This window comes from Amycolatopsis sulphurea (assembly GCF_002564045.1).
Taxonomy (GTDB): domain Bacteria; phylum Actinomycetota; class Actinomycetes; order Mycobacteriales; family Pseudonocardiaceae; genus Amycolatopsis; species Amycolatopsis sulphurea.
On record NZ_PDJK01000002.1, the window covers coordinates 5,349,259 to 5,373,609 of the forward strand.

The 24,351-nt window shown below is 71.4% G+C and carries 23 protein-coding genes and 1 riboswitch; of the genes, 15 read left to right on the forward strand and 8 right to left on the reverse strand.

What is annotated here, in order from left to right; translation table 11 throughout:
* Positions 1-3: 3 nt before the first annotated feature.
* The 10 genes from ATK36_RS30405 (at position 4) to ATK36_RS30450 (ending at position 12,006) form a co-directional block, all read left to right on the forward strand.
* The gene (locus tag ATK36_RS30405; protein ID WP_098514572.1) at positions 4-3,864 is read left to right on the forward strand and encodes a beta-ketoacyl synthase N-terminal-like domain-containing protein; all 3,861 of its coding nucleotides are present in this window, start codon (positions 4-6) and stop codon (positions 3,862-3,864) included.
* Complete coding sequence (locus ATK36_RS30410) at positions 3,854-4,141, forward strand: acyl carrier protein (protein ID WP_098514573.1); 288 nt, start codon at positions 3,854-3,856, stop codon at positions 4,139-4,141. The genes ATK36_RS30405 and ATK36_RS30410 overlap by 11 nt, the downstream gene beginning before the upstream one ends.
* Positions 4,138-4,941, forward strand: a complete 804-nt coding sequence (locus ATK36_RS30415) for an alpha/beta fold hydrolase (RefSeq protein ID WP_387000480.1) — start codon at positions 4,138-4,140, stop codon at positions 4,939-4,941. The genes ATK36_RS30410 and ATK36_RS30415 overlap by 4 nt, the downstream gene beginning before the upstream one ends.
* Positions 4,935-5,192, forward strand: a complete 258-nt coding sequence (locus ATK36_RS30420) for a hypothetical protein (protein WP_098514575.1) — start codon at positions 4,935-4,937, stop codon at positions 5,190-5,192. The genes ATK36_RS30415 and ATK36_RS30420 overlap by 7 nt, the downstream gene beginning before the upstream one ends.
* Positions 5,189-6,310 (forward strand): glycosyltransferase, encoded by a 1,122-nt coding sequence (locus ATK36_RS30425; RefSeq protein WP_245915316.1) that lies wholly within the window; start codon positions 5,189-5,191, stop codon positions 6,308-6,310. The genes ATK36_RS30420 and ATK36_RS30425 overlap by 4 nt, the downstream gene beginning before the upstream one ends.
* A gap of 648 nt (positions 6,311-6,958) precedes the next feature.
* Positions 6,959-7,201 carry a hypothetical protein gene (locus ATK36_RS30430; RefSeq protein WP_141544577.1) on the forward strand — a complete coding sequence of 81 codons (243 nt, stop codon included), beginning with the start codon at positions 6,959-6,961 and terminating at the stop codon, positions 7,199-7,201.
* Between the two features lie 119 nt (positions 7,202-7,320).
* Complete coding sequence (locus ATK36_RS30435; protein ID WP_245915317.1) at positions 7,321-8,868, forward strand: cytochrome c oxidase assembly protein; 1,548 nt, start codon at positions 7,321-7,323, stop codon at positions 8,866-8,868.
* A gap of 19 nt (positions 8,869-8,887) precedes the next feature.
* Entirely contained in the window at positions 8,888-11,131 is a 2,244-nt protein-coding gene (locus ATK36_RS30440; protein ID WP_098515304.1) for a heavy metal translocating P-type ATPase, read from the forward strand.
* 156 nt (positions 11,132-11,287) lie between these two features.
* A complete protein-coding gene (locus ATK36_RS30445) occupies positions 11,288-11,722 on the forward strand; it encodes a hypothetical protein (protein WP_098515305.1) in 435 nt (144 codons plus the stop codon).
* On the forward strand, positions 11,719-12,006 hold the full coding sequence (locus ATK36_RS30450; protein ID WP_141544578.1) for a hypothetical protein: 288 nt from the start codon (positions 11,719-11,721) through the stop codon (positions 12,004-12,006). The genes ATK36_RS30445 and ATK36_RS30450 overlap by 4 nt, the downstream gene beginning before the upstream one ends.
* Before the next feature lie 132 nt (positions 12,007-12,138).
* Here the strand turns inward: ATK36_RS30450 and ATK36_RS30455 are convergent, their stop codons facing one another.
* From ATK36_RS30455 to ATK36_RS34070, 5 genes are read right to left on the reverse strand one after another with little or no spacing between them, the layout of a single operon-like run.
* Positions 12,139-12,984: an ATP-binding cassette domain-containing protein gene (locus ATK36_RS30455; RefSeq protein WP_098514579.1), complete on the reverse strand. Its 846-nt coding sequence runs from the start codon at positions 12,982-12,984 to the stop codon at positions 12,139-12,141.
* A 28-nt stretch (positions 12,985-13,012) separates the two neighbouring features.
* Entirely contained in the window at positions 13,013-13,393 is a 381-nt protein-coding gene (locus ATK36_RS30460; protein ID WP_211291990.1) for a GntR family transcriptional regulator, read from the reverse strand.
* Positions 13,394-13,442: 49 nt separating this feature from the next.
* Complete coding sequence (locus ATK36_RS30465; protein WP_098514581.1) at positions 13,443-14,423, reverse strand: ABC transporter permease; 981 nt, start codon at positions 14,421-14,423, stop codon at positions 13,443-13,445.
* Positions 14,420-14,863 carry an ATP-binding cassette domain-containing protein gene (locus tag ATK36_RS34065; protein WP_245915318.1) on the reverse strand — a complete coding sequence of 148 codons (444 nt, stop codon included), beginning with the start codon at positions 14,861-14,863 and terminating at the stop codon, positions 14,420-14,422. The genes ATK36_RS30465 and ATK36_RS34065 overlap by 4 nt, the downstream gene beginning before the upstream one ends.
* Before the next feature lie 12 nt (positions 14,864-14,875).
* Positions 14,876-15,310, reverse strand: a complete 435-nt coding sequence (locus tag ATK36_RS34070; RefSeq protein WP_245915319.1) for an ATP-binding cassette domain-containing protein — start codon at positions 15,308-15,310, stop codon at positions 14,876-14,878.
* A 566-nt stretch (positions 15,311-15,876) separates the two neighbouring features.
* A riboswitch (cobalamin riboswitch) is annotated at positions 15,877-15,935 on the forward strand.
* Positions 15,936-15,993: 58 nt separating this feature from the next.
* Here ATK36_RS34070 and ATK36_RS30480 point away from each other — a divergent pair.
* From ATK36_RS30480 to ATK36_RS30490, 3 genes are read left to right on the forward strand one after another with little or no spacing between them, the layout of a single operon-like run.
* Positions 15,994-16,203 (forward strand): CbtB domain-containing protein, encoded by a 210-nt coding sequence (locus ATK36_RS30480; protein WP_098514583.1) that lies wholly within the window; start codon positions 15,994-15,996, stop codon positions 16,201-16,203.
* Between the two features lie 7 nt (positions 16,204-16,210).
* The gene (locus ATK36_RS30485; protein WP_098514584.1) at positions 16,211-17,056 is read left to right on the forward strand and encodes a CbtA family protein; all 846 of its coding nucleotides are present in this window, start codon (positions 16,211-16,213) and stop codon (positions 17,054-17,056) included.
* Entirely contained in the window at positions 17,053-17,751 is a 699-nt protein-coding gene (locus ATK36_RS30490; RefSeq protein WP_211291991.1) for a (2Fe-2S)-binding protein, read from the forward strand. The genes ATK36_RS30485 and ATK36_RS30490 overlap by 4 nt, the downstream gene beginning before the upstream one ends.
* 64 nt (positions 17,752-17,815) lie before the next feature.
* Here ATK36_RS30490 and ATK36_RS30495 read toward each other — a convergent pair whose 3' ends face one another.
* The 3 genes from ATK36_RS30495 to ATK36_RS30505 are packed head-to-tail and all read right to left on the reverse strand — an operon-like array spanning position 17,816 to position 21,343.
* Complete coding sequence (locus tag ATK36_RS30495) at positions 17,816-18,931, reverse strand: bifunctional 2-methylcitrate synthase/citrate synthase (protein ID WP_098514586.1); 1,116 nt, start codon at positions 18,929-18,931, stop codon at positions 17,816-17,818.
* Between the two features lie 37 nt (positions 18,932-18,968).
* Positions 18,969-19,862, reverse strand: coding sequence for a methylisocitrate lyase (gene prpB, locus ATK36_RS30500; protein ID WP_098514587.1), 894 nt, complete (start codon positions 19,860-19,862; stop codon positions 18,969-18,971).
* Complete coding sequence (locus ATK36_RS30505; protein WP_098514588.1) at positions 19,862-21,343, reverse strand: MmgE/PrpD family protein; 1,482 nt, start codon at positions 21,341-21,343, stop codon at positions 19,862-19,864. Before ATK36_RS30505 ends, prpB begins: the two co-directional genes overlap by 1 nt.
* A 168-nt stretch (positions 21,344-21,511) precedes the next feature.
* Between ATK36_RS30505 and ATK36_RS30510 the strand changes: the two genes are divergently transcribed.
* Positions 21,512-22,699, forward strand: a complete 1,188-nt coding sequence (locus tag ATK36_RS30510) for an IS701 family transposase (protein ID WP_211291895.1) — start codon at positions 21,512-21,514, stop codon at positions 22,697-22,699.
* A 244-nt stretch (positions 22,700-22,943) separates the two neighbouring features.
* Positions 22,944-24,344, forward strand: coding sequence for a short-chain fatty acyl-CoA regulator family protein (locus tag ATK36_RS30515; protein WP_098514589.1), 1,401 nt, complete (start codon positions 22,944-22,946; stop codon positions 24,342-24,344).
* Positions 24,345-24,351 lie beyond the last annotated feature (7 nt).

The following is a 24,351-nucleotide window of genomic DNA, read 5'->3' on the forward strand; positions in this document are numbered from 1 at the left end:
GGCGTGACTGAGCGGACGCCGGTCGCGATCGTCGGCATGGCGGTGCTCCTGCCCGGGGCGCCGGACCTGGCCCGGTACTGGCACAACCTGGTCACCGGGGTGGACGCGGTGACCGACGTGCCCGCCGGGCGCGGGCTGCCCGGCGGCCGGGGCGGGTTCGTGGCGGCGAGCGCCGAACCCGCGCTGTCCGGGACCGAGCCCGAGCAGCTGATCGCCGTGCAGGTGGCGGCCGCCGCGGTGGACGACGCGGGCGGCGAGGGAAGGCTCGGTGACCGGTCGCGGACCGGGGTCGTCCTCGGCCGCGGCGGCCATCTCACGCCCGGGATCGCGCGGCTCGACCAGCGCGTGCGGACCGCGCGGCAGCTCGTGCACACCCTCGCCGAGCTGGTTCCCGGCCTTTCCGCCGGCCAACTGTCCGAAGTGCACACTGCGTTCACCAGCGCACTCGGCGAGGACCGGCCGGAAGAGACCCTTGGCCTGGTGGCCACTCGCGTGGCCCACCGGCTCGGCCTCGGTGGCCCGGCCTACACCGTGGACGCGGCCTGTGCCTCGTCCCTCGTCGCGGTCGACCAGGCGGTGACCGAGCTGAGCATCGGCCGGTGCGACACGATGCTCGCCGGCGGCGTGCACCATTGCCACGACGTCACGTTCTGGAGCGTGGTCGAACGGCCGCGCGCGCTTTCGCCGAGCAAGCGCATCCGGCCGTTCGATCGCGGTGCCGATGGCATCGTGCTCGGCGAGGGCGCCGGCGTCGTGGTGCTCAAACGCCTCGCCGACGCGCAGCGCGACGGTGACCGGATTTACGCCGTGGTGCGGGGTTCCGGCGTCGCCGGGGACGGCCACGGCGCGGGTCCGGCCGGGCAGGTCCGCGCGGTCGAGATGGCCTGGCGCGCAGCCGGTCTCGACCCGGCCGCCCCCGGCTCGATCGGACTGCTGGAGGCGCACGGCAGCGGCACACCGGCCGGGGACGAGGCGGAACTCGCCACGCTGCGCCAGGTTTTCGGTGAGGGCGAGCCCGCCGCGCTGGGCTCCGTCACATCGATGATCGGGCACACCATGTCGGCCGCCGGGGTCGCGGCGCTGGTGAAGGCGGCGCTCGCGGTCCACCACGGCGTGCTGCCGCCGACCCTGCACTGCGACGATCCGCACCCGGCGCTGTCGGGCACCCGGTTCGCGCCGGTTCGCGAGGCCCGCGAGTGGACCGGACCGCGCCGTGCCGGGGTGAATGCGTTCGGGTTCGGCGGGATCAACGCTCACGTCGTGCTGGAGCAGGCGCCCGGTGCCGCCCCGGTTCCGGCGCCCGTGGTGACCGAACCGGACCGCGTGCTGCGGTTCGCCGCGGACACCACTGCAGACCTCGCCCGCCTGCTCGATGCTGCCGATGGCGACCTGCGGGCCGCGGCGCCGGGCACCGGCCGGATCCGGCTCGCGCTCGTCGCGCCGACGGCGAAACGTCTTGCGCTGGCCCGGAAAGCGGTCGCCAAGGGTCGGCCGTGGCGCGGCCGGCAGGACCTCTGGTTCAGCCCCGCGCCGCTGCTTGCCGATCCGCGGGCGAAGGTGGCGTTCGTCTTCCCCGGCCTGGAGGCCGAGTTCGCCCCGAGTCTCGACGACGTCGCAGTCCACTTCGGACTGCCGAAGCCGGTGGTGTGCACCGACGGGGTCGGCCGGCACGGGCTCGCCGTGCTGCAGGTGGATCGGTTGCTGGACACCGCGTTGCGGGGCCTCGGCGTGGTGCCGGACGCGGTCGCCGGGCACAGCGTCGGCGAATGGGCCGCGATGGTCTCGGCCGGGGTGCACTCTGCGTCCGAAGTGGACACTCTGCTCGCCCGGTCCGATCCGGAGTCGCTGCAGGTGCCCGGGGTGGAGTTCGCGGTGCTCGGCTGCCCGGCGGACCGGGTGCGGGCCGCGCTGCCGCCGGAACTGGTGGTCTCGCACGAGAACTCGCCGTTGCAGACGATCGTGTGCGGCCCGGCGGAACCAATCGCGCAGCTGCTCGGCGAGTTCCGCGCGCAGGGCGTGCTGTGCCAGGTGCTGCCGTTCCGGTCCGGCTTCCACACCCCGATGCTGGCGCCCTATCTCGCGCCGTTCCGCGTTTTCGCGGAGACGCTGGCCGTGCACGAGCCGTCCGTGCCACTGTGGTCGGCGACGCTCGCCGCGCCGTTCCCGCGGGACGAGGCGGCGGTGCGCGAGGTGTACTTGCGGCATCTGCTGGAGCCCGTGCGGTTCACCGAGCTGATCCGCGCGCTCTACGCCGACGGCGCACGGGTGTTCGTGCAGGCCGGGCACGGCCAGCTCGGCTCCCTTGTGGACAGTATCCTCGATCGGGACGAGCACCTCGCGATCGCCGCCAGCTCGGCACACCGGAGCGGGCTGGACCAGCTGCGCCGGGTCGCCGCCGCGGTCTGGGCCGAAGGCGGGGAGCCGGACTTCGGCGTCCTCACCCGGCGGCCCGGCACGGTGCCGATCGACCTGTCCGCGGGCCTGGTCAGCCTTTGCCCCGAGGCGGCGGGACTCCTGCCCGCCAGTGCGCCCCGGCACCCGCTGGCCGCGGAGTTCGACGATCTGCTGCGCGAAACCGCCGAGTCGGCCTCCGCCGTACTGGCCGCGAGCCGGCCACCGGAGCGGATGCGATTCTCCCTGGAGACCATGCCGTATCTGCTGGACCACACGTTCGCGCCGCAGCGGGAGGGCTGGCCGGACGACACCGACCGGCGGCCGGTCGTCCCGGCGACCACGATCGTGCGGCACCTCGCCGACGCCGCGGAGAAGGCCGCGCCCGGGGCACGAGCGATCGCGGTCCGCGACGTCCGGCTGCACCACTGGCTCGTCGCGGCCCCGGCCGTGGAGGTCGCCCTGACCGTCCGCCCGGCCGGTCCGGGGCAGCTCGATCTCGAACTCGGCGACTACGCGCGGGCCAGGGTCGAGCTGGCCGCGGACTACCCCGAACCGCCGGCACTCTGGCCGATGCCGGCCGGCCGGGCACCACGGCTGAGCGCGCAACGGTTCTACGGCGAGCGCTGGATGTTCCACGGCCCGCGTTTCCAGGGCCTGACGGAGACGATTTCGGTCGGTGCCCGGCATGTGGCGGCCACGATCACCGTGCCGCCCGCGCCCGGTGCGCTGCTGGACAACATCGGCCAGCTGTTCGGCCTGTGGGCGGTGGAGACCCAGGAGCACTACCGGGTGGCGTTCCCGGTGGAGATCCGGGAATTCCGGTTCCACAGCGAGGAACCGGTCCCGGGTACCCGGCTGCACTGCCTGGCGCGGGTGACCGAGGTGACCGGCACCGGGATGGAGTTCGAGGCGCAGCTGGTCCGCGACGGCCGGGTGCACGCCGAGGTGCGTGGCTGGCGTGACCGCCAGTTCGACTGCCATCCGGACATCGAGCCCGCCTACCTCGTCCCGGAACGGAACCTGATCGCGCAACGGCAGCCCGGCGGCTGGTACGCGGCGTTCGAGCGCTGGCCCGGGCTCGCCTCCCGCGAGCTGTACCTGGGCAAGTACCTCAGCGCGGCGGAACGCGCGCAGTACGAACGGGTCCCGGTGCGGGACCGTCGGCACTGGGTGCTCGGCCGCATCGCGATCAAGGACGCCGTGCGCGGCCTGTTGTGGGAGCGTGGGGCCGGTCCGATCTACCCGGCCGAGATCCTCGTCCGCGAGGACGGCACGGTGACCGGCTGCCACGGCTTCGCGCTGCCGGAGCTGAAGGTCGCCTTCGCCTGCCACGGCGAGCTGGGTGCCGCGATCGCCGGTACCGATCCGTGGATCCGCGTCTCCGGGGACGGCCCGGCGACGCTCGTCAATCCGCCCGGGCTGCCGCCGCGGCAGTACCGGGTGAGCTGGAAGGAGAACAGTGAGCAGTGAACCGGCCGTGGACACCCCGGCCTTCGAGACCGTCTGCGCGATCCTGCGCGACATCCTCGGCGAATACGAGGCCGAAGACGTCGAGATCGTTCTGGACTCGTCGTTCCACGAGGATCTGCAGCTGGAGAGCATTGATCTGGTGGCGCTCGCCGGGCGGCTGCGCGAGCATTACGGGGAGCGGATCAACCTCGCCGAATGGCTGGCGGACAAGGACTTGGACGAGGTGATCGAGCTGACCGTCGGGCAGCTGGCCGGGTACGTCGAGAGCCGCCGGTGAGCATGCTCGTCGCCAACGGCATCCGCATGCACTACGAGCGGATGCCGGCCGGGGATTCCGCGCGCCGCCCGCCGCCGCCGGTGGTGTTCGTGCACGGCCTCGGTACCGACAGCCTGGCCAGCTTCTACCTGACGCTGGCCGCCCCCGTCGCCGCTTCGGGCGTCGAAGTCCTCGCCTACGACCTGCGCGGGCACGGCCGCACCGAGCAACCCGCCAGCGGGTACCGGGTCGGCGATTTCGTGGCCGATCTATGCGGCCTACTCGACGAGCTGGACCTGCGCCGCCCCGTGCACCTGGTGGGCAACAGCTTCGGCGGCACGATCGCGCTCAGCTTCGCCGCGCAGCATCCGGATCGGGTGGCCACGGTGGTGTCGATCGAATCCGAACCGGCCACCGCGGTGTGGGCCGGCAAGATGGGGCGCACCCTGGCCAACATCATGAAGGAACTCAGCCGTGAGGAGTTCTTCGACTGGCTGAGCGCGACCTTCGGCAAGCACCACGCCCGGCTCGCGCGCGCGACCGGGAAGCGCCTGCGTGCGACGACGATGGCGGAGGAGATTCCGCTGGGTCCGCTGCTGGATGCGGATGGGCTGGCCGAAATTCGGTGTCCGGTGTTGTCCATTGTGGGCAGTGAGGGATTCCAGCGGGACGATCCGTATGCGGTGGGTGGGATGCTGCCGGACTGTCGCACTGAAGTGCTTCCGGGGCAGGGCCATTCGGTTCTGGTCGAGGCGCATCGGACGGTGCGGGGGCTGTTGCTGGACTGGGTGGCGGGGCATGAGCTGGTGGACGCGTGCTGAGCGCGGCCGTCGGTAAGCGCCACGTCCGCGCGGCGGAGGAATCCCGGCCGGCGGAGATTCGGTGTCCGGTGTTGTCCATTGTGGGCAACGAAGGATTCCGGCAGGATGATCCGCACGCGGTCGGTGCGTCGCCGAGCTGCCGCACCGAAATTCCTCCAGGGCAAGGTCATTCGGTACTGGCCGAGGCACATCGGACAGTGCGCGGGTTGCTGCTGGACTGGGTCGACGGGCACGAACTGGTGGACGCGTGAGGTTCCTGTTCGTGGTTCCGCCGTTTCCGGGGCACGTGAACCCGCTGGTCGCGGTCGCCGCCGAACTGCGCACGCGGGGACACGTGGTGGCGTGGACCGGCGCGCCCGAATCGCTCGCGGGGGAACCGGTGCTGCCCTGCGGGACGATCCCGTTTCCGCCGCGCCCGGACGGGTTGCAGGGCTTCGCCGCGTTGAAAGTCCTGTGGGAGAAGGTTCTTGTGCCGCTCGCCGAGGCGATGGCGCCGGGCGTCGAAGCGGCGATCGAGCAGTTCCGTCCGGACGTCGTAGTGGCCGATCAGCAGGCCTTCGCCGGAGCGTTGGTGGCGCAACGGCTGGGCGTGCCGTGGGCGACGTCCGCGAGTACGTCGTCGGAGCTGGCCGATCCGCTGTCCGCGTTGCCGAAGGTCGCGCAGTGGCGGGCGGATCTGCTCGCCGCGCTCGCGCAGCGGCTGGGCGCACCGGTGGTGGATCCGCGGTTCTCGCCGCGGCTGGTGCTGGCGTTCACCACCGCGGCGCTGGCGGGGGAGTGCCCGGCCGGGGTGACGTTCGCCGGTCCAGCGCTCGGTGCCCGTCCCGAGGTCGATTTCCCTTGGCAGGACCTGGATCCCGCGCGTGCGCTGGTGCTGGTCACGTTGGGCACGGTCAACACCGGCGCGGTCTTCCTCGCCGAATGCGCCGCCGCCCTGCGAGAACGATCCGACCGGGTGCAGGCGGTCATCGCCGACCCCTCCGGCACGCTGGACGCGCCGGGGGCGCTGGTCCGGCGATCGATCCCGCAGCTGGACGTCCTGGCCCGCGCTGCCGCGGTGATCTGCCACGGCGGCCACAACACCGTGTGCGAAGCACTCGGACACGGCCTGCCGCTCGTGGTCGCGCCGATCCGGGACGACCAGCCGATGATCGCAGACCAGGTCGTCACGGCCGGTGCGGGCGTCCGGCTGCGCTTCGGCCGGGCGAAGGCCGCGCAGCTGGGCAAGGCGGTGGATCAGGTGCTTGACGATCCGCGATACCGGGCGGCGGCCGGGCGCGTGGCGGAGTCCTTCCGCGCGGCCGGTGGCGCGCCGGCCGCGGCGGATGCGCTGGAGGAGGCGTGCACGCCGTTGGCCGTAAGCTCCTGACCGGTTGGACGCTGAGTCTGCCGGGGCCTGCATGTCCGTGAAGGTGCCCTTCACGGACCTCCGTGGTTGTGCAGGGTCCTTCACGCCGACTTTGCCGACGCCCTGGATCCAGCGTCCGTGAAGGGCCCCTTGACGGACTCAGAGTCCGTGAAGGGCCCTTCACAGCCCCAGCCGCAGGTCCCGGCGAAGTTCGTCGAGGGCCTGTGATCAGCAGAGAGCGGTGGCTGCCGCGTCATTATCGGTGGTGCCTGCCCTCTTCATCGGTTTCGTCCGGTAGTGGCGATGCGGTTGTGTTCGGGGTGCGCGGCCACCTCGTGGTACGTGCCGGACCTGTTTCGGGTCCGTGAAGGACCCCTTCACAGACTCAGAGTCCGTGAAGGGGCCCTTCACGGACCTCCGTGGTTGTGCAGGGCCCCTTCACACCGACTTTGCCGACGCCTGGATCCAGCGTCCGTGAAGGTGCCCTTCACGGACTCACAGTCCCTGAAGGGCACCTTCACAGCCCCAGCCCCAGCCCCAGCCCCAGCCCCAGCCCCAGGGGCAGGGGCAGGGGCAGGGGCAGGGTGCGGACCGGCCATTGTGGACGAGTGTCGGGGATCACGCCGGGCCGCCGGGAACCGGTGCGGGGGAGGATCCGACCGGTGGGGGGTGAGCAAAAGGAGGTTCCGCGGCGCACTGGTGGCCGCGGTGGTGGCGGGGCTGGCCCTGCTGCTGATCGTGGTTGCCACCGCAGGCGACGTCTACGCACCGCTGGGCACCGCCGATCCCGGGCCGTGGGTGACCTTCGGGTTCGCGATCGTCCGGTTCGCGGCGGTGGCGGCGGGCGCGGGCTGCGCCGGCGGGCTGGCCTTCGCCGCGTTCGTCGCGCCAGGGCGGCGTGACGGAAGCTGACCGCGGAGTCGTTCGCCGCGGTCCGGTTCGCCGCGGGGAGTGCCGCGTGCTGGCTCGCCGCGGCGATCGCGGCGGTACCGCTGTCCGCCGCGGCGGCGTCCGGTCTGCCACTGGGCACTTTGCTCGGCAACGGTGCCCTGCTGTCCACGATCGGCGCGACCGAAGAACCCAAGGCATGGCTCTGCGTGGTGGTCGTGGCGGCCGTTGTCACCGCCCTGACCTGGCCGGCGATGGCCTGGCGCACGACGGTGCTCGCGCTGGCCGTCTCCTTCGCCGGTTTGCTGGCCCCGGTGGTGATCGGGCACGCGTCGGTCGGGGCCGGACACGACTTCGCCACCGGCGCGCTGGTCTGGCACGTGCCCGCGGCCTCGGTCTGGCTGGGCGCGCTCTTCGCGCTCCTCGCCCATCTCCGCCGCCGCGCTCCCGACAAGCTGGTCCTGCGCCGTTACCACCGGCTGTCCCGGCTCTGTTTCGTGGTCGTACTGGTGTCCGGGGCGGTGGGCGGTCTGGTCACGGCCCGGCCGGACGGCCTGATGAGCCGGTACGGGCTGCTGCTCGCGGTGGAGGTGGTCCTGCTCGCGGCGGCCGGTGCGATGCTGGCGGCCGCACGCGGTGTCGCACCCCGGCGGGTCGCCGTGGTCGAGCTGCTGTTGCTGATGCTCGCCGCCGGCGGTTCGGTGGGGCTCACGGTCCTCGTCCCGCCGTCATTCGTGAACGATCCGGCGACCGTGCAGGAGACGATCCTCGGCTACGAGCTGCCCGACCCGTCGTCGTGGCTGCGATTCCTCACCGACTGGCGCCCGGACTTGATCATTGGGTCGATCGCAGTGCTCGCGTGCGTGCTGTACGTGCTCGGTGTGCGGAGGCTGCGCCGGCGCGGCGACGCATGGTCCACCGGCCGGACCGCCGCGTGGCTGCTGGGCTGGCTGATCGTGGTGATCGCGACCTCGTCCGGGCTGGGCACGTACTCGCCCGGCACCTTCAGCCTGCACATGGTCACCCACATGGGGCTCAACATGTACGGCCCGGTCCTGCTCGTCCTCGGCGGCCCGGTCACGCTCGCGCTGCGGGCGCTGCCCGCGCGGTCCGGGGTGCCGGGCGCGCGGGAATGGCTGGTGGACCTGCTGCATGCCCCGGTCACGCGGTTCCTCGCCCATCCGGCGGTGGCCGCGATCCTGTTCGCCGGATCGTTCTACGCGCTGTACTTCTCGGGCCTATTCGGGCAGGCGATGCTCTTCCACTGGTCGCACGAGCTGATGCGGCTGCACTTCCTGATCACCGGGTACCTCTTCGCCTGGGTGGTGGTCGGCACCGACCGCACGCCCCGCCGGATCCCGCACCTGGCCCGCCTCGGCGTGCTGTTCGCGGTGATGCCGTTCCACGCGTTCTTCGGCGTGATCGTGATGAGCAAGCAGACCGTGATCGCCGCGACCTACTACCACTACCTCGCCCCGCCCTGGGCCGGTGACCTGCTGGCCGACCAGCGCCTCGGCGGCGGGATCGCCTGGGCGAGCGGGGAGATCCCGCTGGTGGTCGTCGTCGTGGCGCTGCTCGTGCAGTGGTCCCGCGACGACGAACGGCGCGCCAAGCGCACCGACCGCACCGGCGAAGCCGATTTCGACGCCTACAACGCCATGCTCGCCCAGCTCGCCGAGCGTGGGCGATGACCGGAACACGGAGCCGTACATGACCATCACCACCCCGGCCGGTCCGTCGGTGCGCACCATCGAGCTGAATGTGAGCGGCATGACCTGCGCCGCCTGTTCCGCACGCGTCGAGCGGACCTTGAACAAGATCGACGGCGTCCGTGCCTCGGTCAACTACGCCACCGAACGCGCCACCGTGCACGTATCGGCGGACGTCGGTGACGAAGTCCTGCTCGAACGCGTGCGCAAGGCCGGTTACCAGGCCAGGCTGCGCGGCGAGGATTCCCCGGACCTGACCACGGCGCGGGTACGCGACCTCCGGCGACGGCTGATCGTGGCCGCGGTGCTCGCGGTCCCGATCGGAGACCTGTCGATCACGCTGGCGCTCGTGCCGTCCCTGCGGTTCCCCGGCTGGCAGGTGCTGTGCCTGGCGCTGGCGATGCCGGTGGTGTTCTGGGCCGCGTTGCCGTTCCATCGAGCCGCGCTGCGAAACCTGCGTCATCGCTCGTCAAGCATGGACACGCTCGTTTCGCTGGGTGTGCTCGCTTCGTTCACCTGGTCGGCATGGACGACGCTGGCTGGCAGCGCGGAGCCCGGCTACTGGGTCGGCTTCGGCCCGACCGCACCCGGCGCGGACGCGGTCTACCTCGACGTCGCAGCCGGAGTCACCACCTTCCTGCTCGCCGGGCGCTACTTCGAAAGCCGCTCCCGGCGAAGCGCGGCCGGTCTGCTGGCGGCGCTGGACGCATTGGCCGCCAAGGAGGTCCGGGTCCTGCGCGACGGCGTGGAGCGGCTGGTGCCGATCGGGGAACTGGCCGTGGACGACCGGTTCGTGGTCCGGCCCGGCGAGGCATTGGCCGCGGACGGGATCGTCACCGCCGGACGGTCCACTGTGGACACCAGTGCGCTGACCGGGGAACCGGTGCCCGCCGAGGTGACCGAGGGGGACCGGGTGCTCGGCGCCGCGCTGAACCGCGAGGGCCGGCTGGTCGTGCGCGCCACCGCGGTCGGCGCGCACACGCAGCTCGCGCAGATGACCGCGCTGGCCGAGCAGGCGCAGGCACGCAAGGCGTCGGTGCAACGGCTGGTGGACCGGATCTGCGCGGTATTCGTCCCGGCGGTGCTGGTGCTGGCCGTGCTGACCGCCCTCGGCTGGTGGTGGACCGGGCACCCGGTGCGGGACGCGTTCGCCGCGGCGATCTCGGTGCTGATCATCGCCTGCCCGTGCGCGCTCGGGCTGGCCACCCCGACCGCGCTGGCCGCGGGCGTCGGGCGGGGCGCGCAGCTGGGCATCCTGATCAAGGGCCCCGAGGCGTTGGAGGCGAGCCGCCGGGTGGACACCGTCGTGCTGGACAAGACCGGCACCGTCACCACCGGCCGGATGACCTGCACCGCCGCGCACCCGGTCGCCGGCCGGACCGGGGGCGAGCTGCTGTGGTTCGCCGGCGCGGTCGAGTCCGGCTCCGAACACGCCGTGGCCGCCGCCGTGGTGACCGCGGCCGAAGCCGAAGTCGCCGGGCTGCCCGAGGTCACGGAGTTCGCCGCGTTGCCGGGCCTCGGCGCGGAGGGCACGGTCGACGGCCACCGGGTGCTCGTCGGCAGCCCGCGGCTGGTCGCCGAGCGGGCGATCGTTCTGCCGCACGAGTGCGTCGAACGGATTGCCGCGGCGCAGGCCGACGGCGCCGTAGCCGTGGTGGTCGCCGTTGACGGCGAAGCCGCCGGGGTGCTGGTCGTGCGGGACGTGGTCAAGCCGTCCGCCCGCCGCGCGGTCGCCGAACTGAGGAAGCTGGGCCTGCGCACGGTGCTGCTCACCGGCGATCACCGGATCGCGGCCGAGACGGTCGGCGCGGAGATCGGCGTCGACGAGGTGCTCGCCGAGGTGCTGCCCGCCGAGAAGGCCGCGGTGATCGACCGGCTGCGGGCCGGGGGAGCGCGGGTCGCGATGGTCGGCGACGGCATCAACGACGGCCCCGCGCTCGCCGGCGCCGACCTCGGCCTGGCCATGGCGCACGGCAGCGACATCGCCCTGCGCTCGGCGGACGTGGTGCTGGTGCGGGAGGACCTCGGCGTGGTGCCGGACGCGATCCGGCTGGCGAACCGCACCCTCGGCGTGCTGCGCGGCAACCTCGTCTGGGCCTTCGCCTACAACGTCGCCGCGCTGCCGCTGGCCGCGCTCGGCTTGCTGAACCCGCTCATCGCCGGGGCGGCGATGTCGCTCTCGTCGGTCCTGGTCGTGTCCAACAGCCTGCGGCTGCGGTCCTTCGGCGGGCACTCGCCGGACTGATCCGGGCGCCGTGAGGTCCACAGTGGAGGATCCATTTCGCGCCCGATGAGTTAACCTTGAAGGCCGGCGGGGTTCAGCTATGCTTCCGCTCTCCTTCAAGTGGCGGGCTCGCAGGGCAGCAGCGGACGAGGCAGCGGCGGACAGGCAGTGGCGACCATGTACGTGATTCCGGTGACGGCGACCATGCAGCGGTGGTCGGTTTCGATCGAAGCCGGCAAGGCGGTCTTCGCGTGTGCTCCGGCAGTCGAAGACCACACGGCGGCCCGGGTGCTGCCCCGGATGTGGCCGGGCCACGGCCTCGGCGTGCTCGGCGCCGACGTGCCGGGCCTGCTGGCCTCGGTCGGCGAGGTGATGAAGGCCCCGCTCTACTGGATTTCCCGGTACGACGGGGCCCGCGCCTGGGACACGCAGCCGTGGACGGTCGTGCGGGAAGACCCGGACGACGGGTTCGTCTACGTCGGCGGTCCCTGCGGACCGGCCGACAGCTCGGTCGGCTACCGGCCGGTCTATCACCTGCCGGTCGCGCTGACCGACGTCCGCGGGCTGCGCATCCGGCTGGGCGCGTACCTGCGCGCCGCAAGCCGGGTATGAGCGTGCCCGAACGCGGCACCGGCGTGCCGCGCAGCGTGACCGACCTGGCCCGGTTGCCCGGCTGGTCGGTCGCCGTGCACGCGACCAGCCGCCGGTGGGAGCTGGCCGAGTATCCCGGAGCCGACGGCGACGACGAGGTACTGGTGGGCCTCACCCCGGTCGCCCGCGGCCTGGTCGCGGTGATCGTCTGGCGCAACGGTACGGTCGAGCAGCACCGGCGGCTACCCGAGGAACAGGCCTGCCTCGCCGCGTGGCGGTTCGCCCTCGGGCTGCGGCCGGGCTGAGCGCGCCGGGCTGAGCGCGCCGCGTTCCGGCAAGCTGTGAAGGGGCCCTTCACGGACTCAGAGTCCGTGAAGGGCCCCTTCACAGCCTTGGTCTGGGCGGCCCGAGCGGGGGCGGCGTTTGCCGGTCGCCGCTCAGTCCGCCGCGACCCGGGAGGCCCGCAGGTACGCCAGCACCAGCTGCTCCACCTCCGGCACGGTCGCCTTCCACTCCGGTCCGACGGTGCCGGCGTGGCGGACGAAGTAGCTCGCCTGCCGCCCGGTCCGGCCGGTCTCGATCACCTGCCCCGCCTCCGGGGCCGCAGCGGCGGCCGGGCCGACCAGCAGCCGGTGTTCCTGCAGCGTTTCCTCGACGTCGCCGGCCAGCCGCAGTTCGCCGCGGTCGAGCAGGAGCAGGTGATCGCAGACCGGGGCGAGGTCGCTCAGCAGATGCGAGGACACCAGCATGGTGGTGCCCCGTTCCGCCGCGTCGGCCATCAGGATGCGCAGGGTCTCGTCCCGGGCGAGCGGATCGAGGTCGGACAGCGGCTCGTCGAGCAGCAGCAGCTTCGGCAGCCGCCCGAGGGCGACGGCGAGCGAGACCTGCGTCCGCTCGCCGCCGGACAGGTGCCGGACCCGGCGGTCCGGTGCGACGCCGGAGAGCAGGTTCAGCATCTGCCGGGCGTACTCCGCCGACCAGCGGTCGTTGAGTTTCTCGCCGGCCCGCAGCGTCTGCTCGACGGTGAAGTCGCCGAACATCGGCCGGTTTTGCGCGACGAACGCGACATCCGGGTGCATCCGGCCGCGCACCGGGGCGTCGGCCACCTCGATCGTGCCCTCGCTCGGCCGGATCAGCCCGGCGATCAGCGAGAGCAGCGTGCTCTTGCCCGCGCCGTTCGGCCCCACCAGCGCACCCACCCGGCCCTCGGGCAGGGTGAACGAGCAGCCGCCCAGCGCTCGCGTCGAGCCGAACCGCTTGCCCAGCCCGTGCACGGTCAGCATGCCGCTTGTCCTCTCTTGCCCGCTTCGTTCACGCCTGCCGGTCTCGCCGGACGTCCTGATACAGCGCGTCGATGTCCTCGAGGCCCAAGCCCTCGCCGAGCGCGCGGTCCATCCACTCGGCCAGTTCGCCGCGCAGCGGAGTCTCCCGCCCGCCCGCCTCGCTGCCGAGGCTGCCGGTGATGAACGTGCCGACCCCGCGCCGTCCCTCGGCCAGCCCCGCGTGCTCCAGTTCCCGGTAGGCCTTGGTGACCGTGTTCGGATTGACCGCGATCGCCTCCACCACCGCGCGCGCGGTGGGCAGCCGGTCGCCGGGCTTGAGCAGCCCGAGCCGCAGCGCCTGCTCTACCTGCTGGACGATCTGCAGGTAGGTGGAGACCCCAGATCGCCGGTCGATCCGGAACTCGATCACCTGCGGGAGCATAGCCGCTGCCCGGCCGGGACCTGGGGAAGCCGTGCGGTCACACCCGCCGGTGCAGGGCCTGGCGGGCGATCGGCAGGCACAGCAGGGCCAGCCCGGTGACGATCGCGAACTCGGTCCAGTGCACGGCCGGGGCGGCCGAAGGGGGGAGCTCGTCGATGTAGAGCTTGGCCAGTCCGTGCTGCCGGTAGCAGTCGGCCAGGCCCGGGGTCACGGTGCCGTTGGTGTGCGCAGGGCACTGCGCGATCAGCGGCTCGGCGTCCGCCTTGCTGATCGTCTCGCCCTGGGGGGAGAGGTATCCGCTGTCCAGGTATTCGGAGTACTGCGAGCCGGACCCGGGCTGGGCCGTGGTGGGGTCGTCCGAGATCACCCGCTCGCTGCCGACCAGTCCGTATGCCTGTCCCAGCAGCGACCGCAAGACCACGAAGGTGGCCAGCGTGCCGGCCATCGCGACGAGACTGCGCCGGGTGAGCACGCCCAGCATCAGCCCGAACGAGAGGCAGAACAGCACATAGGACAGTGGAGCGACACTGGTCGTGCCGAAGGTGGTCCCCTGATACGGGCCGGCCTCGCGCGGGTTGAACTTGCCCGCGAGATCCAGCCAGGAGCTGACGCCCTGCTGCATCAGGAGCAGCACGGCGATCGCGGGCACCGCGGCGACCGCGAACTTGGTCAGCATCCAGCGGGTGCGCCCGATCGACTGGGTGAAGGCCAGCAGGTGCGTACCGTGCTCGATCTCCCGAGCGATCAAGGGCGCCGTGCAGAACATCCCGAGCAGCACCGGAAGCGCGGTCACCACCGTCTCGGCGCCGGTCATCAGGCCGAACCAGCTGTTCTTGAACGCGGAGACGAGCGAGGAGCACGCCTTGCTGGTCCATTCCTCGTTCAGGCAGCCGCCGAGCGCCGTCACGTCCGACTGCATGGCCCCGCGCAGGAGCAGCACCGTGACGTAACCGGCCACGAGCAGGCCGAGCAGGACGAACACTTGGGCGCGCTGCTGGCGCCAGGCCACCCAGATCATGCCACCTCCTCATGCGCGGCGCGCAGATATCCGAGAGCGAGCTGGGTCAACGTGGGCGGACGGCGGTGCCAGGACCGGTCCACCGGGGTACCGGGGCCGGTCGCGACGAGCAGGTGCGTGCGGCGATCATGGTGCATCGCGTCCACTACCGCATCGGCCGGGACGGGGAGGCACCCGCGGGGCGGACCGGACAGGACGGCGTGCCCGGCGATCAGCTCGCGGACATCCCCGGCGAGCCGGACCTGCCCGCCGGCGAACAGCAGCAGGTGATCGCACACCTGCTCGAGTTCGGCCAGCACATGGGAGGACAGCAGGATGGTGGTGCCGTGCCGCTGCCGTTCCTCGGCCAGCGCGGCGAGCACCGAACCGCGCGCCACCGGGTCGAGGTCGGCCAGCGGTTCGTCCAGCAGCACCAGCCGCGGCCGGGTGCCCAGTGCCACCGCGAGTGCGACCTAGGTGCGCTGGCCGCCGGACAGGGTGCCGATCCGTGCGCCCGCCGGGACCCGGCCACGGGCCAGGTAGTGCTCCGCATGCGCCTGGTCCCACTCCGGGTTCGCCGACCGGCCGAACCGCAGCTGATCCTCGACGGTGAACTGCGGGTAGAGTGGTTTTGCCTGGGACAGAAAGGAAACCCGGTGATCCGGGCGGCGGCCGGACGGGGTCGTCCCGCACACCCGCACCTGTCCCTCGCTGGGTGCCAGCAGCCCGGTGAGCAGGCCCAGGAAGGTGCTCTTGCCCGCGCCGTTCGGCCCGACCAGCCCGGCCATCCGCCCGGCCGGCACGGTCAGCGAGCAGTCTCGCAGTGCCCAGCCGCGGCGGTAGTGCTTCCCGAGCCGTTCGGCCCGGATCGCGGACTGCTCGTCCGCGTTCGTCCTGTCCCCGGTCATATTCCCTGTTCCTGTTTCCTGGTCACGATAGAGCTTCGGTTCCGGTCAGTACTCGCAGGTCACCTGCGGCCCGGAGAAGGTGCAGGTGAACGTTGGGCCGGCGGTGGTCAGTGGGTAACTGACCACCGGTGCGCCGGTAGTGAAAAAGATGACTGCGCGCCGGCCGTCCGAGGGCGCCGGATAGTCCCGGCTACGGCCGGGTTCCTGCCGCGCGGAGAAGCCGTCGCCATTCCTGCCGGCCAGCCGGACTTCCAGCGGAAACCCGCCTGTGTGCACTCGAAGCAGAGTGGTGACCGGCCTGGCTCCGGTGTCCCCGGCGAAGGCGGTGCCGGCGAGCAAGAGTGCCGCGGCGGCGGTGAGCGCGGCACCCGCGTGAGACCGCGTACCGCGCGGCGTTGGTTCGGAGTGGACACGCTAACCTACTTTCACTAGTTAACTAGTGAAAGTAGGTTAGCAGGAATATCGATCTTTCCTGCGCCCGGGGTCGCAGCGGCTGCCACCGGGCGGCGGATTGACGGGCGGGAAGGCTGGTCGTACGGTTCAGCTCGCGCGGCGGCTTCGCGGAAGCCGGTGGGATTCCGGCACGGTCGCGCCACTGTGAGCCCTCCCCGGAGGGCGAGTCAGGTCCAGGAGCCGCCGGCAGTTCCACCCGCAAGGGACGCGTCATCCCGAAGGAGAGCTCGATGACCAGCATTCCCGCCGATCGGTCCACCCCGGTCGTCCTGCCCGTCTCGAAGGCCGCGCTGTGGCTGGGGCTCACCGTCTTCGGTGCCCTGCTGCTGTACTACTTCATCGGGATCGACCAGGGCGCGGTCTCCGTATTCGGCAGTGACACGCACGTGCACGAGTTCGTCCACGACGCGCGGCACTTCCTCGGCTTCCCCTGCCACTGACACGCACATGGAGCGCAAACTCATCCTGCGCGGCCTGCTGGCCGGCGCACTCGGCGGGCTGTTCGCGTTCGTCTTCGCGCGCATCTTCGCCGAGCCGCCGATCCAGGCCGCCATCGACTACGAAGCCGGTCGCGACGAGGTCCAGTCGGCATTGGACAAGGCCGCCGGAATGCCGATGGATTCCGAAGGCCCGGAGCTGTTCAGCCGGGCGGTGCAGGGCAACCTCGGCATCGGCCTGGGCATGGTGCTGTTCGGCGTCGCGATGGGCGCCTTGTTCGCGGTCGTCTACACGGTGCTGCTCGGCCGGGTAGGCCGGGTCCGCGCCCGGGTGCTCGCCCTGCTGGTCTCCGGGGCCGGGTTCGTCTGCCTGTACCTGGTGCCGTTCCTGAAGTACCCGGCGAACCCGCCGGCGGTCGGCAACCACGCCACGATCGGCGCCCGCACCGGGCTGTACCTGGTGATGGTGGCCGCGGCGGTGTTGTTCCTGGTGGCCGCGCTGCTGGTGGGCAAGCGACTCGCGCCGAAGCTCGGCAGCTGGAACGCGGCGCTGGTCGCCGGTGCCGCATTCGTGGTGCTGACCGGAATCCTGATGGCCCTGCTGCCCTCGCTGGGGGACCTGGCCGGCAACGTCGCGGAGCACGGCGCGCAGGGCACCGAAACGCCCCTGCCGCTCAAGGACGCGGCGGGTCAGATCGTCTACCCGGGTTTCCCGGCGGACACGCTCTTCGAATTCCGGCTCTACTCGGTGCTGTCCCAGGTGGTTCTCTGGGGCACGATCGCACTCGTGTTCGGCCCGCTCGCCGAGCGGGTGCTGCACCGCGGCCGTCCGGCGGAAGCCGTCGCCGCGGCGTGAATCCGCTCGCCGGGCTCGGCCCGTTCTTCGCCGTGGAAACGCATCCGCCGGATGCCGCTCCGCCCGGGCCGTGGCGGCCGCTGGCGGAGGTGCTCGACGACGGTCCGCCGCTGCGGCACCGGGTCGGGCAGGTCCGTGAGGTGCTCGCGGCCGGGGGCGGTGACGTGGAGCTGCGGGTCGCCGCCTCGGTGGCGCACCTCGGGATGGCTGCCCGGCTGTGCTCGCCCGCGCTGGCGCTCGCGGCCGGGCACCACATCGTCCCGGATTTCGCGGACGCCTGGTGGCAGCCGGTGATCGGCGGGGCGATGCCGTTGTCGCTGCGCGCGGATGCCACGCCGGTCGCACCGTCCGAAGTGGCCGGTGCGTTCGCGGAGCGAGTCCTCAATGGACCCATGGCCCGGCTGGACCGGGCCGTGGGGGCGTTCTCCCTGGCCGCCAAGGTGCGGCAGGGCAACCTCGCGTCGGCGTTGAACGGCGCGGCCGTCGTGCTCGGCGGCGAGCGTCCGGAGTGGACGGACGCCGTGTCGGCGCTGCTGGCCGCGCTGGAGCAGTCCCCGCCGCTGGCCGGTGCGGCCACTCGGACCGGCGGCCGGTTCCGCCGCACCAGCTGCTGTCTGATCTACCGCGCCGCACCCGGCCGCGCCGGACCCAAGTGCGGCGACTGCGTCCTCACCGGCCGACCGACGACGCTGTGAAGGGGCCCTTCACGGACTCAGAGTCCGTGAAGGGCCCCTTCACAGCCCTTTCCAGGCGGCTGGGTCAGCGGCTGAGGGCGCGCTGCGCCGGTCCGGAGTAGACGCTGGACGGCCGGATCAGGCTGTTCGCCGCCAGCTGCTCGGAGATGTGCGCGGTCCAGCCGGTGATCCGCGAGGCGACGAAGATCGGTGTGAACACCGGGGTGTCGAAACCCATCAGGTGATACGCCGGTCCGGCAGGATAGTCGAGATTGGGGTGCAGGCCCTTCTCGGCGTACATCGCGCGGGCGAGCGATTCGTAGAGATCCAGCAGCCGGTGGCCGTCCCGCAGTTCGGCCACGGTCTGCAAGGCCCGGCGCATGGTCGGCACCCGGGAATCCCCGTTCTTGTACACGCGGTGTCCGAAGCCCATGATCTTGCGCTTCTCGGCGAGCGCGGTCTTGAGCCAGGCTTCCGCGCTGCTCGGGTCGCCGATCTCCTCGAAGGTGGCCATCACGGCTTCGTTGGCGCCGCCGTGCAGCGGCCCTTTGAGCGCGCCGATCGCCGCGGTGACCGCACTGTAGAGATCGGACAGCGTCGAGGTGACCACCCGCGAGGTGAAAGTGGACGCGTTGAAGCTGTGCTCGGCGTACAGCACCAGGGAGGTCTCGAAGGCGCGGACGATCTCCGGTTCCGGGATCGAACCGAGGGAGAGATAAAGGAAGTTCTCCGCGTAACCGAGGTCCTCGCGCGGGGCCAGCGGCAGCAGCCCGCGCCGGCGGCGCTGGGTGAGCGCGACCACCGAAGGCAACGCGGCGAACAACCGCAATGCCTTCGCCTGGTTGGCTTCGGGGCTGTTGTCGTCCTCGTCCGGGTCGTTCGCGCCGAGGATGCTCACCGCGGTGCGCAGCGTGTCCATCGGATGCGCGGACTCGGGCAGGGCCAGCAGCGTGAGCACGAGGTCGTGGGGGAGCGCGCGGTGTGCGCGCTCGGCGGCGTTCTGCTCGGCCAGCTGTGCGGGCGTGGGCAGTTCGCCGTGCCACAGCAGGTAGGCGACTTCTTCGAACGTGCAGTTCGCCGCGAGATCCTGGACCGGGTACCCGCGGTAGGTCAGGGAGTTGGTGTCGGGGTTGACCATCGAGACCGCCGTGCGGTCGACGACGACCCCCGCGAGTCCTTTGTGGATGGTGAGTGCGGACATAGTGGTCCCCTTGTCGGAATTCGGCGCGCCGTGCTGCTCAGAGGCGGAAAGTGAAAACGTTCTCGTCGAATGCGGTGTAATCGGCGTAGTCGAGCAGTTCGTAAAGCTCCCGGCGGTGCTGCATCCGGTCCAGCAGCGGGGCCTGTGTGCCCTGTTCGGCAAGGGTGCGCAGGCCGGTCTCCGTGGCGTGCATGGCCAGCCGCAACAGGGTGACCGGGTAGATGACCAGATTCACCCCGGCCGATTCCAGGGTCTTGGCGTCGAGCAGTTCGCTTTTGCCGAATTCGGTCATGTTCGCCAGGATCGGGATGTCGACCGCGGCGCGGAGCCGCGCGAAATCCGCCGCGTCGGCCATCGCTTCGGGGAAGAGCAGATCGGCGCCCGCGTCGGCGAACTCCTTGGCCCGGTCGACGGCTTCGGCCATGCCGTGCACGGCCTTGGCGTCGGTGCGGGCGGCGATGATGAAGTTCGGATCGCGGCGGGCCTGGACGGCGGCCTTGATCCGGCGGACCGCGGTCTCCCGGTCGACCACGTCCTTGCCGTCCAGGTGCCCGCAGCGCTTCGGATTGACCTGGTCTTCGAGGTGCATGCCGGCCACCCCGGCGTCTTCGAGCAGCTGGACGGTGCGCGCGGCGTTCATCGGTTCGCCGAAGCCGGTGTCGGCGTCGACCAGCGAGGGCAGCGAGGTCACCCGGGCGATTTGCTGCGCGCGGCCGGCGACTTCGGTGATCGTGGTGAGGCCGATGTCGGGCAGGCCCAGGTCGGCCGACAGTACGGCGCCGGAGATGTAGACGCCCTCAAAGCCCTGCCGTTCGATCAGCTTCGCGCTCAGCGGGTTGAACGCGCCCGGAAAACGCTGCAGCTCGCCGGAATCCAGTGCGGCCCGGAACGCGGCGCGCTTCTCGGCGGCGGTCGGCGTGGCGTGCAACATCAGAAGATCCCCTTCGTGGCGGGTGTGGTGGCCAGGCCGGCCGGCAACGCGAGCGCGCGGACCTCGTTGGCGTCCAGCTCCGGCAGCCGGGCGACCGTGTCCAGGAAACGGTCCTGATCCGCCTTCGCGATGACGCCTTCGGCGAGGGTGCGGAACTTGGCCACGTACTGCTCGCGGGCGAAGGGCCGCGCCCCTGCCGGGTGCGCGTCGGCGACCGCGATCTCGTCGGTGATCACCGTGCCGTCCGCGAGCGTGATCTTGACACGGCCGCCGAAGGCAGGCTCCGGCTCGTGGTAGCGGCGAGTCCACTCGGGATCCTCGACGGTGGTGATCTTCTGCCACAGCTCCACGGTGTCCGGCCGGGTCGCGCGCTCCCGGGCGTAGGAGGTCTCGTGGTGCCAGCTGCCGTCCTGGAGTGCGACCGCGAAGATGTAGGGAATCGAGTGGTCCAGGGTCTCGCGGCTGGCCTGTGGGTCGTACTTCTGCGGATCGCCCGCGCCGGACCCGATCACGTAGTGGGTGTGGTGGCTGGTGTGGATGACGATCCGCTCGACCTTGCCCGTCTCGCCGATCCGCGGGCCCAGCCTGCGGGCGAGGTCGATCAGCGCCTGGCTCTGGTACTCGGCCGAGTGCTCCTTGGGGTAAGTGTCTAAAATGGACCGTTTTGGCTCGCCTGGCGCGGGCAGCGGCACGGTGTAACTCGCCTCCGGGCCGCCGAGCAGCCAGGCGATGAAGCCGTCCTCGCCCTCGTAGATCGGGCTGGGCGCGCCCTCCCCGCGCAGCGCCCGGTCGACCGCCTCGATCGCGGCCTTCCCGGCGAAGGCCGGGGCGTAGGCCTTCCACGAGGAGATCTCGCCCTTGCGGGACTGCCGGGTCGTGGTCGTGGTGTGCAGTGCCTGCCCGATCGCCTGGTACACCGTCTCCGTCGGCAGGCCGAGAAGCGCGCCGAGACCACCCGCGACGGACGGGCCGAGGTGCGCGATGTGGTCGATCTTGTGCTCGTGCAGGCAGATTCCCCGGACGAGGTCGACCTGCAGCTCGTAACCCGCGGCGAGGCCGCGCACCAGCTCGGCGCCAGTGCGCCCGGCGTGCTGGGCGACCGCCAGGATCGGCGGGATGTTGTCGCCGGGGTGCGAATAGTCCGCGGCCAGGAACGTGTCGTGGTAGTCGAGTTCGCGCACCGCGACCCCGTTCGCCCAGGCGGCCCATTCCGGGGCGTAATGGCCTTCGACGCCGAACACCGTCGCGCCCGGGGTCGCCGGATGCGCCAGCGCCTGGTCACGGGCCGCGGAGACCGGCCGCCGCGCGAGCGAGGCTGCGGCCACCGCTGCGTTGTCGATGGCCCGGTTGATCACCATCTCGGTCACCTCGGCGGTGACCGGCACCGGATCGGTGGCGACGGCGGCGAGCTTCCAGGCCAGCTGCTGCTCGCGGGGCAGCGGCTCGGCGGAACGGTAGGTACGGACGGTGTGGTCGATCATCGACTTCCTTCGTGGACGGATAACGGGCACGGCATATCTGGCATGGTGCCGAGCTGCTCGCGCGCGCTCAACCCCGAAGGGCTGTGAAGGGTCCCTTCACAGCCTCAGATAGGGCTTTGTCAGGAGTTGTTGATCTTGTGGTGTGATTCTGGTGTGGATCTTGCTGTGGTGGGGGCGTTGAATGGTGAGCTGGAGCGGTTCGTGGGGGAGGTGTTCGTGCCGGGGCAGCCGGTTGCGGGTGCCGAGCGGCGGGCGGATATGTGCGTGCATCATCTGCGGGGTTCGTTGCTGACCGACGTGAAGCGCAAGACCGCGACCGGGATGGGGCGGGTGCTGGGGGTGTCTGCGCAGAGTTTGAATCATCTGGTCACGGACTCGCCGTGGCGGTGGGAGCCGGTGCAGAACCGGATCGCGGCGCGGGCGCAGCGGTTGCTGCGCCCGGCGGTGTGGGCGATCGATGACACGACGTTCCTCAAAGACGGTCACGACAGTGTCGGGGTGGCTCGTCAGCATTCCGGGCGGGTCGGTGGGCAGGCCAACTGTCAGGCCGCGGTGTCGGTGACCGCGTGCGGCAGGACCGGTGTGGTGCCGCTGGCGTGGCGGTTGTTCATGCCCGAGTCGTGGAACCCGGAACTCTCGGGCGAACGTCGGGGACCCGCCCGGGTCCCCGACGACGTCCGCCATCGCCCCAAGTGGCAACTGGCGCTGGACGCTCTCGACGAGCTGGCCGAGCAGAAACTCACACCACCTCCGGTGGTGGCTGATGAAGACTACGGCCGGGCCGGTGAGTTCCGGGACGGTCTCGCCGGTCGTGGTCTGGGGTTCGTGGTGCAGGTCAACCACGACATCAGCCTGCTGCCCTGGCGTCGGGAACCCGACACCGCGTGGGCACGCGAAGGCAAACACCTGCCGGCTACCGGCATCGCCGCCGGTGCCACCAAGACCCCGGTGTCCTGGCACACCGACGACGGTGAACGGGTGGCCCATTTCAGCCTGCTACGGGTACGTGAGGCCGGAAGGCCGGTACGGCAACGAGCGTCCGCGGCGAAAACCTGCCTGCCCGACCGGTGGCTGCTGATCCAATGGGACACCAAGAAACCAGACGAGCCTGCCCACGTATGGCTGGCTCACCTTCCCGGCGTTGCCCGCCCCACCATCACGCGCCTGGTCCGGCTCGCCAAAGCCCGGTGGGCCATCGAGACCAGCTACCGCGAACTCAAAAACACCCTCGGTATCGACCACTTCGAAGGCCGCACCTGGCCAGGCTGGCACCGCCACGTCACGCTCGTCACCGCGGCCTTGCTGTTCCTCACCGAATACCGCGCCCGCACACTAAAAAACGCGGCCCCGGCCTGACACTCGGACAGGTCGCCCTGCTCCTGCAGAACCTGCTCACGTGCTGGACCGGGGCCTGCGCCCTCTGCCAACGAGAACTACCCCCATAACAAAGCCCTATCAGAGTCCGTGAAGGGACCCTTCACAGCCTTCAAGTCCGCATGGGGACAAGCGTGGCAGCAAGGGCGGGGTGGGGGCCATCGTGGCGGCTGTGAAGTGTTGTGCAGGTTTCCCGGGGGCTTGTAATAGTTGTTAAAGTCGGGGGATGGAGAAGGTGTACGCCGGTGCGCGGGTGCGGCAGCTGCGGGAGGACCGTTCCCTTTCGCAGTCCGAATTGGCCAGGGCGCTCGGCATCTCGCCCAGTTACGTCAACCAGCTGGAACACAACGGCCGCCCGCTCACCCTCGCCGTGCTGCTGAAGCTCACCGGGCAGTTCGGGGTGGACGCGGAGTTCTTCGCCGCGCAGGACACCGCGCGTCTCGTCGCCGACGTGCGGGAAGTGTTCGCCGACGACACTCTCGACGGAGCGGTCTCGCCCGGCGCGGTGGACGAGCTGACCACGAAACTGCCCGACGTCGCGCGGATGGTGGTCGCGCTGCACCGGCGTTACCGGGAATCGGTGGAGAACATCGCCGCGCTCACCGCGGAGCAGGGCATGGACCAGACCGCCGCGCAGCAGCCGCACGAACAGGTGCGTGATTGGTTTTACACCCGTAATAACCACGTCGCGGCGCTCGACCGCAGTGCCGAAGAGCTGTCCGCGCATCTGAGGCTGCGTCCCGGCGAGGTGCGTTCGGGGCTGATCACCGCGTTGCAGGACCGGCACGGCGTCCGGGTGGTCAGCGAGCCGCTGGGTACCGGACGGCACGAATTCGACGGCCGCCGCAAGGTGTTGCGGCTCGCGCCCGCGTTGCGGCCGGGGCAGGCCGCGTTCCGGCTCGCCTCGGAGCTGGCGATGCTGGAATCAGGAGACGAGATCACGCGGCTGGCCGAGCGGGCCGGGTTCGGCGACGAGACCGCCCGGCGGCTGCTGCGCATCGGGCTGGCGAACTACTACGCGGGCGCGCTGGTGTTGCCGTATCGGGTTTTCCTGGGCGCGGCCGAACGGCTGCGCTACGACGTCACCCTGCTGTCCGGCGAGTTCGGCGTGGGCTTTGAAACGGTCTGCCACCGGCTGTCCACATTGCAGCGTCGCGGTGCACGCGGCGTGCCGTTCTCCTTCGTGCGGGTGGACCGCGCGGGCAACATCTCGAAACGCCAGTCCGCCACCGGGTTCCACTTCTCCCGGGTCGGCGGCTCGTGTCCACTGTGGATAGTCTACGAGGCGTTCGCCGCGCCCGGCCGGATCCTCACCCAGATCGCCGAGCTGCCGGACGGCAAGAAGTACTTCTGGCTCGCCCGCACGGTCACCGGCAGCACCGGCGGGCACGGCGAACCGGGCAAGACCTTCGCCATCGGGCTCGGCTGCGAACTGCGGCACGCCGTGCGCCTGGTCTACTCCGACGGGCTGGCGCTGGGCGCCGGCGCCGCGGTGACCCCGATCGGGATGGGCTGCAAGGTGTGCGAACGCCCGGCCTGCCCGCAGCGGGCGTTCCCGGCGATCGGCCGGCCGCTGCGGGTGGACGAGCACGCCAGCGGGGTGCTGCCCTACCCGCCGGCGCCGTGACCGCGCG